Annotated in this window: 14 protein-coding genes and 1 pseudogene; 7 read left to right on the forward strand and 8 right to left on the reverse strand. The window is 73.6% G+C overall.

Translation table 11 applies throughout. The features are described from left to right. Positions 1–72 precede the first annotated feature (72 nt). Complete coding sequence (locus ACZ6Y7_RS17240; RefSeq protein WP_465758702.1) at positions 73–1197, reverse strand: nicotinate-nucleotide--dimethylbenzimidazole phosphoribosyltransferase; 1125 nt, start codon at positions 1195–1197, stop codon at positions 73–75. A gap of 28 nt (positions 1198–1225) precedes the next feature. After that, positions 1226–1786: pseudogene (cobU, locus tag ACZ6Y7_RS17245) on the reverse strand (bifunctional adenosylcobinamide kinase/adenosylcobinamide-phosphate guanylyltransferase); the annotation flags it as partial. 108 nt (positions 1787–1894) lie between these two features. Between cobU and ACZ6Y7_RS17250 the strand changes: the two are divergent. Then, positions 1895–2095: a hypothetical protein gene (locus ACZ6Y7_RS17250; protein ID WP_402223496.1), complete on the forward strand. Its 201-nt coding sequence runs from the start codon at positions 1895–1897 to the stop codon at positions 2093–2095. Positions 2096–2122: 27 nt separating this feature from the next. On the opposite strand, the gene ACZ6Y7_RS17255 is transcribed toward ACZ6Y7_RS17250, so the two are convergent. Both ACZ6Y7_RS17255 and ACZ6Y7_RS17260 read right to left on the reverse strand, forming a co-directional pair. Next, positions 2123–2863: a methyltransferase domain-containing protein gene (locus tag ACZ6Y7_RS17255; protein ID WP_465758796.1), complete on the reverse strand. Its 741-nt coding sequence runs from the start codon at positions 2861–2863 to the stop codon at positions 2123–2125. 158 nt (positions 2864–3021) lie between these two features. Next, positions 3022–3621: a DUF3043 domain-containing protein gene (locus ACZ6Y7_RS17260; protein ID WP_465758703.1), complete on the reverse strand. Its 600-nt coding sequence runs from the start codon at positions 3619–3621 to the stop codon at positions 3022–3024. Positions 3622–3922: 301 nt separating this feature from the next. Here ACZ6Y7_RS17260 and ACZ6Y7_RS17265 point away from each other — a divergent pair, with 301 nt between their 5' ends. Both ACZ6Y7_RS17265 and pspAA read left to right on the forward strand, forming a co-directional pair. Beyond that, positions 3923–4729 (forward strand): PspA/IM30 family protein, encoded by an 807-nt coding sequence (locus ACZ6Y7_RS17265; protein WP_465758704.1) that lies wholly within the window; start codon positions 3923–3925, stop codon positions 4727–4729. 37 nt (positions 4730–4766) lie between these two features. Continuing rightward, on the forward strand, positions 4767–5060 hold the full coding sequence (gene pspAA, locus ACZ6Y7_RS17270) for a PspA-associated protein PspAA (protein WP_465758705.1): 294 nt from the start codon (positions 4767–4769) through the stop codon (positions 5058–5060). Between the two features lie 125 nt (positions 5061–5185). Here the strand turns inward: pspAA and nadA are convergent, their stop codons facing one another. After that, positions 5186–6370 (reverse strand): quinolinate synthase NadA, encoded by a 1185-nt coding sequence (gene nadA / locus ACZ6Y7_RS17275; RefSeq protein WP_465758706.1) that lies wholly within the window; start codon positions 6368–6370, stop codon positions 5186–5188. A 219-nt stretch (positions 6371–6589) separates the two neighbouring features. On the opposite strand from nadA, the gene ACZ6Y7_RS17280 reads away from it, so the two are divergent. The 3 genes from ACZ6Y7_RS17280 to ACZ6Y7_RS17290 all read left to right on the forward strand — a co-directional run bounded on the left by ACZ6Y7_RS17280 (position 6590) and on the right by ACZ6Y7_RS17290 (position 9682). Next, positions 6590–7513, forward strand: a complete 924-nt coding sequence (locus tag ACZ6Y7_RS17280; RefSeq protein WP_465758707.1) for an NADP-dependent oxidoreductase — start codon at positions 6590–6592, stop codon at positions 7511–7513. A gap of 145 nt (positions 7514–7658) precedes the next feature. After that, positions 7659–8123: an Lrp/AsnC family transcriptional regulator gene (locus ACZ6Y7_RS17285; RefSeq protein ID WP_465758708.1), complete on the forward strand. Its 465-nt coding sequence runs from the start codon at positions 7659–7661 to the stop codon at positions 8121–8123. A 191-nt stretch (positions 8124–8314) separates the two neighbouring features. Further along, positions 8315–9682 carry a pyridoxal phosphate-dependent decarboxylase family protein gene (locus ACZ6Y7_RS17290; protein WP_465758709.1) on the forward strand — a complete coding sequence of 456 codons (1368 nt, stop codon included), beginning with the start codon at positions 8315–8317 and terminating at the stop codon, positions 9680–9682. A 110-nt stretch (positions 9683–9792) separates the two neighbouring features. Here the strand turns inward: ACZ6Y7_RS17290 and ACZ6Y7_RS17295 are convergent, their stop codons facing one another. Continuing rightward, entirely contained in the window at positions 9793–10653 is an 861-nt protein-coding gene (locus ACZ6Y7_RS17295) for a GNAT family N-acetyltransferase (RefSeq protein ID WP_465758710.1), read from the reverse strand. 246 nt (positions 10654–10899) lie between these two features. On the opposite strand from ACZ6Y7_RS17295, the gene erpA reads away from it, so the two are divergent. Continuing rightward, the gene (erpA, locus tag ACZ6Y7_RS17300; RefSeq protein WP_316520866.1) at positions 10900–11253 is read left to right on the forward strand and encodes an iron-sulfur cluster insertion protein ErpA; all 354 of its coding nucleotides are present in this window, start codon (positions 10900–10902) and stop codon (positions 11251–11253) included. Positions 11254–11321: 68 nt separating this feature from the next. On the opposite strand, the gene ACZ6Y7_RS17305 is transcribed toward erpA, so the two are convergent. Together ACZ6Y7_RS17305 and ACZ6Y7_RS17310 are read right to left on the reverse strand one after the other, a co-directional pair. After that, a complete protein-coding gene (locus ACZ6Y7_RS17305) occupies positions 11322–12011 on the reverse strand; it encodes a hypothetical protein (protein ID WP_465758711.1) in 690 nt (229 codons plus the stop codon). Between the two features lie 123 nt (positions 12012–12134). After that, positions 12135–12341 carry a hypothetical protein gene (locus tag ACZ6Y7_RS17310; RefSeq protein WP_465758712.1) on the reverse strand — a complete coding sequence of 69 codons (207 nt, stop codon included), beginning with the start codon at positions 12339–12341 and terminating at the stop codon, positions 12135–12137. Positions 12342–12580 lie beyond the last annotated feature (239 nt).

Genomic DNA, 12580 nt, shown 5'->3' on the forward strand with positions numbered 1-12580 from the left:
GCGGGAACGCCCCTTCGCAGGGGCGTTCCCGGACGGGTCGGGCGGCCGCCGCGGGGACGCGGGGCGCCGCGCCTACAGTTTGCGCAGCAGGTCCGCGGCCGAGGGCAGCTTCGGCTGCTCCTGCGGCTCCCGCGGTGCGGCCGGCACGTACGGCTTGGGAGCCTCGTCCGCGAGCGCGTCGCCCGCCGCCTGCAGCAGCGGCAGCGCCAGCAGCGCGCCGACGCCCTCGCCCATGGTGATCCCCTGGTCCTGCAGCGGTGTCAGGGTCAGCCGGTCGTACGCCTTCGCCTGCGCGGGCTCGCCGCTGGACTGCCCGGCCCGCCACCACTCGGGCGCCCGGAAGGCGATCCGCTGCGCGACCAGCGCGCAGGCCGCCGAGACCACGCCGTCCAGCACCACCGGCAGCCGTCGGGCGGCCGCCTGCAGCAGGAAGCCGGTGATCGCCGCGAAGTCGGCGCCGCCGGTGGCGCCGAGCAGCGCCAGCTGGTCGCCGAGCACCGGCCGGGCCCGCCGCAGCGAGTCCCGGATGGTGGCGCACTTGACCATCCACACCCGGTCGTCGATCCCCGAGCCGCGCCCGGTGACCGCCGCCGCGTCCGTTCCGCAGAGCGCGCCGATCAGGACGCCGGCCACCGTGGTGGCACCGACTCCGAGGTCGCCGAGCAGCACCAGGTCGGTGCCGGCGTCGGCCTCCTCGTCGGCGACGGCCATGCCGGCCCGGAAGGCCCGGGCGGTCTCCTCCGGCGTGAGCGCGTCCTCGACGTCGATCCGCCCGGAGCCGCGCCGGATCCGGTGGGCGACCACCTCCTCCGGGAAGTCGGCCGGGTCCGCGTCCACCGCGACGTCGACGACCCGCACCCCGGCGCCGTAGCGCGCGGCCAGCCGGGCCACCGGTGCGGTGCCGTCCAACACGTCCCGCACCCGGGCCGCGGTGCCGCCGCGGGCGGGCATCCGGGAGACGCCGAGCGCCGCGACGCCGTGGTCGGCGGCGAACAGCAGCACCTTGGGCGCGGAGACCGGCCGTACCGGGGAGCGCCCCTGCACGGAGGCCAGCCAGCTGCCCAGCTCCTCCAACTTGCCGAGCCCGCCGCGCGGGCGGTCGGCCGCCTGCCAGCGCTCCTCGGCGGCCCGCCGGGCACTCTCGTCGGGGCGCTCGACGAGCGAGGAGAACGTATCGAGATCCACGGTGGTGTCCATCGTCCGGAAGGCTACACGCCGCGGATGTTCAGCCCGCGGCTGGCTTGACGGTCAGCACCTGCCCGGCCACGACCAGCAGGACGCGCTCGGAGGCGTCCGCCACGGCCATGTTGAGCCGGCCCAGGGTGTCGCGGAAGCGCCGCCCGGCGGCGGTGCCCGGGACGACACCCATGCCGACCTCGTTGCTCACCGCGACGGCCGTCCGCGGCGTGGCCGCCCAGGCCCGCGCCAGCGCCTCGCAGCGCCGCTGCACCGCGCTCTCGCCCCCGCCCGCCCAGACCCCGTCGTCCCAGGCGCCGCACTCGTCCATCACCGTGGTCAGCCACAGGGCCAGGCAGTCGACCAGCACCGGCGCGGGGTCGGCGGGGTCGGCCAGGACGGCCTCCAGGTCGCAGGTCTCGGCGGTGCGCCAGCTCGCCGGCCGGCGCTCCCGGTGCAGGGCGACCCGCTGGGCCCACTCGGCGTCGCCGTCCCGGGTGCCGCCGGTGGCCACGTACAGGACGTCCGGCCGGTCGGCGAGCAGCTGCTCGGCGCGGGTGGACTTGCCGGAGCGGGCGCCGCCGAGCAGCAGCGTGCGGGGGAACGGGGGGTGGGTCGCCATGCCGCCCATCCTGCCGGACAGGCATACGGAAGATCGGGCCGGGCAGGCTAAGGTGCGCAGCAACACAGGCGGCGTCGTCGGCGGGAGGAGCCGGGCATGGCGTGGACGTGGCGGTACGAGAAGGCGGACGGCAGCGTGGTGACGCCCGGCGGCGGCCAGGAGGAGTTCGCCGGCCAGGGGGACGCCGAGACCTGGATCGGGGAGAGCTGGAAGCAGCTCGCCGAGGACGGCGTCGACACGGCGGTGCTCCTGGAGGACGACCGGGTCGTCTACGCGATGAGCCTGCACGAGGGCTGAGCCCGGATCGGGGCCGCGCCCTCGGGCCTACTTGGCCCCGATCACGTGCAGCAGCGCGGCCACCTGCCGGTACGGGTCGGTGCGGCCGGCCCGGTCCTCGGCCTCGAGCAGCTGGGCCAGCTGCCGCCCGTCCACCGGCGGGGCCGCGTCGTCGGGGGCGTTGTCGGTGAAGACCCGCACGCCGTACCAGTGCCTGATCGGCACCGACACCTCGGAGAGGGTCACGGAGAGGTCGGCGAGCCGGTCGGCGCGGGCGGCCAGCCCGAGCCGGTTGTAGTACCGGTCGCTCTCGAAGGCGTGCAGGGCGGCCCGCCAGTCCCCGGCGGCGGCGGGCCGCAGGGCCAGCGCGTCGCGGTTGCGGACCAGCAGCGAGAGCAGCCCGCCGGGCGCCAGCAGCCGGGCCAGCGAGGCGATCATCGGGTCCGGGTCGGGCAGGTACATCAGGACGCCGTGGCAGAGCACCACGTCGAAGCTGCGCGGGCCGAACCAGCGGCCGCACTGGTGGCCGTCCCCGCTGAGCAGCTGCAGCCGGCCCCGGACCTCTGGAGGCTCCGCGGCGAGCGCCCCCTGGGCGACGCCGAGCGCGACCGGGTCCGAGTCGATCCCGGTGACGTAGTGGCCGGCCCGGGCCAGCCGCAGCGCCTGGGTGCCCTGGCCGCAGCCGATGTCGAGGACGCGCTGCGCGCTGCGCCCGGCGAGCTGTTCGGCGAGCTGGCGGGTGACGAGCTCCTGGCGGACGAAGTTGCGCAGCCCGCCGAGCCGGTCCAGCCAGGCACCGGTGCCGCCGGCGAAGGAGCCGCTGCGCGAGGGCAGCCGGCGCTCCTGGGCGAGCCGGTCGTGGCCGCCGTCACCCTGCCCCGGCAGCGCGTACAGGCCGGGCCCCTCCCAGGAAGGCGGGGCCCAGCCGGAGTCGACCGGTTCGGCGGTCAGGGCTTCTCCCCGCGCCGCACCTGCGGCTTGGGCAGGCGCAGCCGGCGCATCTGCAGGGTGCGCATGATGCCGTAGGCGACGGCGCCGCGGGTGTCCTCGTTCGGGAAGCGTCCGGCGAGCGCCTTGCGCAGGCCGAAGCCCAGGCGGACGAAGTCCAGGATCACGAAGACGAAGAACAGCAGGAACAGCAGGGTGGACAGCAGCTGGATCTGGCTCACCTTGATGATGCTGAGCACCAGGATGACCACGGCGGCCGGCAGGAAGAACTCGGCGAGCGACCAGCGGGCGTCGACGTAGTCGCGGACGAACCGGCGGACCGGGCCCTTGTCCCGGGCCGGCAGGTGCCGCTCGTCGCCGCTCATCAGCGCCTGGCGCTGCTTCTCGCGCTCGACGCGCATCCGCTCACGACCCTGGCGGGCGGCCTCCTTGCGGTCCTTGGGCACCGTCACCCGGGTGCGCCGGTGGGCCTCGGCCTCGTTGCGCTTGGGGGTGGGGCGGCCCTTCTTGGCCTCGGGGTGGCGGGCCTGGGGCGTCTCGTCCTGCTTCTCCAGCACGGTGGCGGAGGCGGCGGCATCATCTGAACGGCGTCGGAACACACCACCAGCGTACGGGGTGCGGAGCCGCTTCCACGGGTGCCCTCCGAACCGAGCGCATATCGATACCGCGGGGCAGCCGCCCGAACCGGGTTTCCCGGGGGCTTCCCGTAGGGGATCAGTCGGATGGACGATGAGGGGGATGAGGGGCGGATCCACCCGGGGGAGGAGGAAACGCCACTGGTCGCTGTAGCAGTCTTGTTGCAGGCAGGTGCACTGCGGCGACGGGCTCGCTGCACATACACTCGTCGTGTCTGGTAACGAGATAGAGACCGCAGGCCGGAGAAGGGGGCACCCGAGGCCCATGAGCGACGGAATCATGAAGCGTATGGGGCTGATCTTCCGCTCCAAGGCGAACAAGGCCTTGGACCGGGCGGAGGATCCGCGTGAGACGCTCGACTACTCGTACCAGAAGCAGCTCGAACTGCTGCAGAAGGTACGCCGTGGCGTCGCGGACGTCGCGACCTCGCGCAAGCGCCTCGAACTCCAGCTGACCCAGCTCCAGCAGCAGTCGGCCAAGTACGAGGACCAGGGCCGCAAGGCGCTGTCCCTCGGCCGCGAGGACCTCGCCCGCGAGGCACTGACCCGCAAGGCCAACATGCAGTCCCAGATCACCGATCTGGAGACGCAGTACCAGCAGCTGCAGGCCGAGGAGGAGAAGCTCACCCTCGCCTCCCAGCGGCTGCAGGCCAAGGTGGACGCCTTCCGCACCAAGAAGGAGACCATCAAGGCGACCTACACCGCCGCCCAGGCGCAGACCCGGATCGCCGAGTCCTTCTCGGGCATCTCGGAGGAGATGGGCGACGTCGGCCTGGCCATCCAGCGGGCCGAGGACAAGACCGCCCAGATGCAGGCCCGTGCCGGGGCCATCGACGAGCTGCTCGCCTCCGGCGCGCTCGACGACGCCAGCGGTCTCGGTCGCAAGGACGACATCGAGGCCGAGCTGGAGCGCGTCGCCGGCGGGTCCGACGTCGAGCTGGAGCTGGCCCGGATGAAGGCGGAGCTGACCGGCGGCCCGTCGTCGTCCGGCCCGGCCGCGATCGAGCAGGGCAAGCCGGAGGCCCAGCCGCAGCAGCAGCAGGACACCCCGCGCATCAACTACAACAAGTGATCTGAGCTCGACCCCACGAACCAGGGAGACGCACGGCATGATCATGAGGGTCATGGGTGAAGGGCAGTTCGAGGTGGGCGAGACCCACCTGAACCTGCTCAACGAGCTCGACGCCGAGCTCGTCACCGCAGTGGACTCGGGGGACGAGGAGCTCTTCCGCCAGGCCTACGGCAAGCTGCTGGACGCGGTGAAGCAGTACGGCACCCCGGTGCCGCTGGATTCGCTGGAGCCGTCCGAGCTGATCCTGCCGAGCGCCGACGCGACGATCGACGAGGTCCGCGAGCTGCTGATGGCCGACGGCGAGGGCGTGATCCCGGGCTTCCCCGAGTAGCCCTGCGGCTGCCGCCAGACGAAAGGGCGGGCCCCCTCCGGTGGGAGGGGGCCCGCCCTTCGTGTGCTGGTCGGTCGGGGCCGTCCGGTCGGGTGATCCGGTCGCGGTGGTCCCGACCGGCCCGGCTACGGCAGGGCCAGCATCCGGTCCAGCGCCGCCTTGGCGTACTTCTCGGTCTCCGGGTCCACGGTGATCACGTTCGGCACCCGGCCCTCGACCAGCGACTCCAGCGCCCAGACCAGGTGCGGCAGGTCGATCCGGTTCATGGTCGAGCAGAAGCAGACCGTGCGGTCCAGGAAGACGATCTCCTTGTCCGGGTGCGCCTTGGCCAGGCGGCGGACCAGGTTGAGCTCGGTGCCGATGGCCCACTTGGAGCCGGGCTCCGCGGCGTCCAGCGCCTTGATGATGTACTCGGTCGAGCCCACCATGTCGGCGGCCGTGACGACCTCGTGCTTGCACTCGGGGTGGACCAGGACGGTCGCGCCGGGGATCCGCTCGCGGACGTCGTTCACCGAGTCCAGGCTGAACCGGCCGTGCACCGAGCAGTGGCCGCGCCAGAGGATCATCTTCGCGTCCCGCAGCTGCTCGGCGGTCAGGCCGCCGTTCGGCTTGTGCGGGTTGTACAGGACGCAGTCGTCCAGCGAGAAGCCCATCTCGCGCACCGCGGTGTTGCGGCCGAGGTGCTGGTCGGGCAGGAACAGGACCTTCTGACCCTGCTCGAAGGCCCACTCCAGGGCGCGCTTGGCGTTGGAGGAGGTGCAGATGGTGCCGCCGTGCTTGCCGGTGAAGGCCTTGATGTCGGCGGAGGAGTTCATGTACGAGACCGGGACGGTCACGTCGGCTATGCCGGCGTCGGTCAGCACGTCCCAGCACTCGGCGACCTGCTCGGCGGTGGCCATGTCGGCCATCGAGCAGCCGGCCGCGAGGTCCGGCAGGACGACCTGCTGGGCGTCGGTGGTGAGGATGTCCGCCGACTCGGCCATGAAGTGCACGCCGCAGAACACGATGTACTCGGCCTCGGGGCGGGCCGCGGCGTCGCGGGCGAGCTTGAAGGAGTCGCCGGTGACGTCGGCGAACTCGATCACCTCGTCGCGCTGGTAGTGGTGGCCGAGGATGAAGACGCGGTCGCCGAGGGCGGCCTTGGCGGCCCGGGCGCGCTCGACGAGGTGGGGGTCGGAGGCCGGAGGGAGGTCACCCGGGCACTCGACGCCGCGCTCGCTGTTCGGGTCGGCCTCACGGCCGAGCAGCAGCAGAGCGAGCGGCGTCGGAGTGGGGTCGACGCCGGAGGTCTCGGTGATGGTGGTGGTCACGGGCGGGTGCCCTTCTGTGCGGCCGATCGAGCGGTGAAGCCTTTTCGTCTAACTGACACTATCTATGATAACCGCTTAGTGTCAGAGTGACGATGGCCATCCTGTCGATGTGACGAGAACCGCTCGCCGGATCGGACCCTTGCGGCGCCCGATGCCCGGTTTGGGGGAGTCCGGGCGTGGCCGAATCGATATTTCGAAGCTCCAGGGTATGGCTGAGCCATGAAAGCAATCGCGATCAATCGCTACGGCGGGCCCGAGGTGGTCGAGTACACCGAGCTGCCCGACCCCAAGGTCGGCCCCGACTCGGTCCTGGTGGAGGTCCGGGCGGCCGGGGTGAACCCGGTGGACTGGAAGGTCCGGGACGGCGCCCTGGACGGCATGCTCGACGCGCACTTCCCGCTGGTCATGGGCTGGGACGTGGCCGGCGTGGTCCGGGCGGTCGGCGGCGGGGTCACCGAGTTCGCACCGGGCGACGAGGTCTACGGCTACGTCCGCAAGGACGCCGTCGAGCACGGCACCTACGCCGAGCTGGTCTCCGCCCCGGTCCGCACCCTGGCCCGCAAGCCGGCCGCGCTGGACTGGGCGCAGGCCGGCGGTCTGCCGCTGGCCGGGCTCACCGCGCTGCAGGGCCTGCGGGCGCTGCGGCTCGCCGAGGGGGAGACGGTCCTGGTGCACGCCGCGGCCGGCGGGGTCGGCCACCTGGCGGTGCAGCTGGCCCGCGCCCTCGGCGCCCGGGTGATCGGCACCGCGGCCGAGCGCAACCACGACTACCTGCGGGGCCTGGGCGCCGAGCCGGTCGCCCACGGCGAGGGCCTGGCCGAGCGGGTCCGCGCGCTCGCCCCGGGCGGGGTGGACGCGGCCCTGGACCTGGTCGGCCGGGGCGCCGTGCAGGTCTCGGCGGGCCTGGTGGCCGACCCGGGCCGGATCGCCTCGGTCGCCGACTACGGGGTCAAGGCCCTCGGCGGCCGGTACGTCTGGGTCCGTCCGGACGCCGAGGGCCTCACCGAGCTGGCCGCGCTCGCCGACGACGGCCGGCTGACCGTCACGGTCGCGTCGACCTTCCCGCTGGCCCAGGCCGCCTCCGCCCAGGCGCTCAGCGCCGAGGGCCGCACCCGGGGCAAGATCGTCCTCCTGGTGGAGTGAGGGCCTCTCGGTCGCCGGTCCGTCATCCATCTGCGGTGAACTCGTTCAGGTCATCCGCCAGAATGGTGGCGAACCGTTTCGGCACCGGCGGCCGCCGCCGCGACGCCCCGCCGAACCCTCGCACGACCCGTGGAGCCCCGCACCGATGAGCAGCAGCCGAGCGCACGAGGTGATCGGGGCCGACCTGGACGAGACCGACCGGCTGCTGCTCGCCCGGCTCGGCCGCGACGGCCGCGCCTCGTACGCCGAGATCGGTGTGCAGGTGAACCTCTCCGCCACCGCCGTGCGCCGCCGGATCGACCGGCTGCGGGCGCGCGGCGTGGTGCGGGGCTTCACCGTGGTGCTCGACCCCGCGGTGCTCGGCTGGCAGACCGAGGCCTTCGTCGAGGTCTACTGCCGCGAGCGCACCGGCCCCGAGGAGATCCTCGCCAGCCTGCGCCAGTTCCCCGAGGTCGTGGCCGCCTGGACGGTCACCGGCGACCCGGACGCCCTGGTCCACCTGCGGGCCGCCGACACGCGCCACCTGGAGGCCGTCATCGAGCGGATCCGGCGGGAGCCCGGCGTCCAGCGCAGCCGCTCCTCGGTGGTCCTCTCCCAGCTCATCGGCTGACCCCGGACGCGTGCGCAGGAATCCTGCGCGTACCGGCCCGAAGACGCTCGAAACCTGCCTGACCAGCCGCGTTCCGACGCGCGGCGAAGCACTCCGGCTGCCTACGCTGATCACGTCCGGTCGTTGCGGTGAAGCCCCCGCCGACCGGGCCGGATCTCATACCCGACACCCACAGCCGAGAGGGACCCGCCGTGTCCGCAGCCCCCGACCGCATGCACCGGCCCGACAACGAACTGGTCGACCTGGTTTTCGACTACATGCGGGAGCGGCTGCAGTACGACCCCGTCCCGCTCGACCACCCCGGTGACGGCGAGCACCTGCGCGCCCAGCTGTCCGGCCTGCTGAACCAGGACGGCAACAACCCGGTCGACGTGCTCAAGCTCTACGACCACGAGCTGTCCCGCGCGGTCATCTCCGCCGACAGCCCGCGCTACCTGTCCTTCATCCCGTGCGCCCCGACCAAGGCCGCGCTGCTGTTCGACATGGTGGTCTCCTGCGCCTCGCTGCAGGGCATCTCCTGGCTGGAGGCGGCCGGCGCGATCGCCGCCGAGAACCAGGTGCTGCGCCTGATCGCCGACCGCGCGGGCATGCCCGAGACGGCCGGCGGCACCTTCGTCTCCGGCGGCTCGGCGGGCAACCTCTCCGCGCTCGTGGTCGCCCGCGACACCGCCCGACGCCGCCTCGGCGTCGGCCCGGAGGCGCGGCTGCGGATAGCCGTCGCCGACCAGGTGCACTCCTCGGTCAAGAACACCTTCAACATCATCGGCGTCGAGGCCTTCAAGGTCCCGACCGTGAACCGCCGGTTCACCGGTGAGGCGCTGCGCGCCGCGCTGGCCGCCGACCCCCACCCCGAGACGGTGATCGCCGTCGTCGGCACCGCCGGCACCACCAACGAGGGCATCGTCGACGACCTGGCCGGCCTGGCCGAGGTCGCCCGCGAGCGTGACCTGTGGTTCCACGTGGACGGCGCCTACGGCGGTGCGGGCCTCTTCGCCCCCTCGGTGCGCGAGCGCTACAACGGCATCGAGCACGCCGACTCCTTCGTGGTCGACCCGCACAAGTGGCTGTTCGCCCCCTTCGACTGCGCCGCGCTGATCTACCGCAACCCGCAGCTGGCCCGCGCCGTGCACACCCAGGACGCCTCCTACCTGGACGTCCTGCACACCGAGGGCGACGAGTGGAACCCCACCGACTACGCCTACCACCTCACCCGGCGCGCCCGCGGCCTGCCGCTCTGGTTCTCGCTCGCCGTGCACGGCGTCCAGGCCTACACCGACGCCATCGAGGCCGGCCTGACGCTCGCCCGGGACACCGCGCAGCTGATCCGCGAGAGCGACCACCTGGAGCTGCTGTTCGACCCGCAGCTCTCGGCGGTCTGCTTCAAGCGCAAGGGCTGGACCAACGACGACTACTACCGCTGGTCGCAGCAGCTGCTCGCGGACCAGATCGGCTTCGTCACCCCCACCGGCTGGGACGGCGAGACGGTCGCCCGCTTCGCCTTCCTGCACCCGGGCACCACCCTGGAGATGGTCAAGGAGATCCTGGACACCATGGTCTGACCGAGGCTCCCGCGCACGGCCCCACCGGCTCCCGGTGGGGCCGTGCGCGTCTCCGCACGCGCCGCCCCGGTCGTCCCGTCGTCCCGGTCGTAGCGGTCGTCCTGCCCGCGCTACAGGAACGCCGCGCTCGGCAGGTACGGCGTCGGCGGCCGCATGCCGCGCACCCCGACGAAGCCGCCGGCCCGCGGCGTCAGCCCGACCTCCAACCCGACGTCCAGGGCCCACTCCTGCTCGGCGGTCAGGAAGTCCACCCGCGCCTCGACCCCGTCCGGCACCCGGGCCAGCGCCTCGCGCAGCAGCCGGGCGGCGATCCGCTTGCTGGTGGCCGCGAGCAGCCGCACCGCGCCGCCGTCCCGGTAGCAGTAGCCGCTGCCGGCCAGCGCGTCGGCGATCAGCAGCTCCTCGAAGTGGCCCAGCATCAGCTCGTGGTCGGGCCCGTGCGCGGAGCCGCGCAGCCGTCGGTCCACCGAGTCCAGCAGGTGCAGGTGGGTGGCGTTGCCGCGGTGCACCGGGATGTCCCCGGGATCGACCAGCCCGCCCCGGTCCACCCGCCCGGCCAGCCGCATCGCCGGGTGCAGGGTGAACCCGGCCAGCCGGTAGCGGCGCGCCGCCGCGGGGGCGTCCGCGGCGCAGACCATCCCGCGCAGACAGCCCCGTGCGTGCGAGGCCGCCCGCTCCAGCAGCAGCCGTCCTACCCCCTTGCCCTGCGCGGACGGCCGGACCGCGTACAGGGACGGCGACCACAGGCCCTCCCGGCGCATCGACAGCACCACTCCGACCGGCTCCCCGCCGCTCTCGGCGAGCCAGCAGCCCCCGGGGTCGGTGCGCGCCAGGTGTCTCGTCCCGGCCAGCTGCAGCGGCGTCGGCGGCTCCGGCGTCCCGGCCCCGGCGGGGTCGGCGAACGCGGCGGCGGACAGCTCCTGGACGGCCTCCGCGTCCGCGGCGGTGTCCCTGACCGGGCGAAGGATCATGCCGACCATCCTGGCGCCCGACGGCCCGCCGCGGGGCCGGTTCACCCGGATCCACGGCTCGGGCGGTGACCGGTCCTCCCGGGTTGTGCGAGCATGGGGAGCGTATGGGACGCGGGTGGCACACCCGGTCCACGGAAAACCAGCCGCGAACAGGCCGCAGAAATCCATCGCCGCCCGGGAAATGAATCCGGACGGCCGTTGGTTGGCACTGGCGGTAGACCGTCGTCAAAGACCGGGAGAAAGCAGATGACCGTCCAGGACGAGACCACCGTCGAGAGTGGCATCCTCCTCACCGATGCCGCCGCGGCCAAGGTCAAGGCCCTGCTGGAGCAGGAAGGCCGCGAGGACCTGGCGCTGCGCGTCGCCGTCCAGCCCGGTGGCTGCTCCGGCCTGCGTTACCAGCTGTTCTTCGACGAGCGCTCGCTCGACGGCGACGTGATCAAGGACTTCAACGGCGTGAAGGTCGTCACCGACCGGATGAGCGCCCCGTACCTGGGCGGCGCCACCGTCGACTTCGTCGACACCATCGAGAAGCAGGGCTTCACCATCGACAACCCGAACGCCACCGGCTCCTGCGCCTGCGGCGACTCGTTCAGCTAAGCCCGCTGCGAAGAGGCGGCCCCGGGAGCTCCCGGGGCCGCCTCTTCGTCGTTCCCCCCGCCGTGCGGCTACTGCCCGGCGACGTCCGGGGTCACCGGGTCCGGCCCGGCGTGCGGGTCGGCGTCCAGCGGGACCTCCTGGCCGCTGGTCCTGTCGACCACCGTCCGCCCGGTCAGCGGGGAGCGCAGATCGGCCGACACCGACTGCCGCTTGGCCAGCGCGTTGCAGACCTGCCCGGGGCCCACGGTGGGCGGCCCCGCCACGACCGTGACGCCGACCCGGCCCGGCTGCGACTCGTCCGCCTTCAGCGCGTACTGGGTGCAGACCCCGCCGAAGAAGTACACGGTCAGCTTGGTGGTGCCGTCCACCCGGTAGGACACCGGCGGGCGCGCGGGGGCACCCGAACCGTTCGGGTTCGGCTCACCCGGCGCGATCCCGTTGGCCGGGGGAGTGCCCGGTGCGGGCTGCGCGGGGGCGGGCGCGCCCGGGTCGGGCACCGTACCGGTCGGCGGTTTCGTCGGCTGACCGGGGTCCGCGGGGCTCCCGGTCGGAGCCGCCGCGGAGGCGCCACCGGAGGGCACCGGGGCCTGCGGGGAGGCGCTCGCCGAGGCCGAGCCGGTGGCCGCGCCACCCGCCGCCGAGTCCGAGGCGGGCTTGCCGTCCCCGTTGCAGCCGGCCACCGTCACCACCGCCGCCAGCGCCAGGCCCGCCAGGGCCACCACCCGCCGACCACGCCGGGGCATCGTCTCCAGAACCATCTGCACATCCTCCCGAGAGCTCAACGGCGCCGCCTCCTCGGCCGCTCCGCGCGGATGTGACGTGGCCCGGACGGATCCGGTTCCGCTCCCGTCGGGCAGGGGTTCGAGCGGCCGGGCAGCGGTTCAGAAGCCGTACTCGGCCATCCCGGCGACCACCCGCTGCGCCCCGGAGGGGACGCGGAAGCCGGCGGACACGGGGGCGGCGGGCTCGGGCCGGGCCGCCAGCAGCGGCCAGAACCGGCGCAGCCGACGGGAGGAGTCCACCAGGGCGTCGAGGGTCTCGCCGTCCTCGGCCCGCCAGGAGGGCAGGGTGGAGTGGTCGGTCGTCATCGGGCATCGCTCCGATCCGGATCCGTGGCGGCACTGCCACGGTCGACGTCGGGCCCGCCCGCGCGGCGGGCCTCCTGTGGCCGACCCTAGGCGGGCCCCCTCCCGCCCACCAGTGCTACCCGGAGGTAGTACACGTTCGACGGCGACGAGTGCCACCATGGCCGTGCGGGGCGCCCACTTGCGGCGGCCTTGCCTGGTCGCCCTCCCCGGCCCGGTACCGTAGGTGGGTTCGTCCGCGC

The organism is Kitasatospora sp. NPDC053308 (assembly GCF_055585785.1).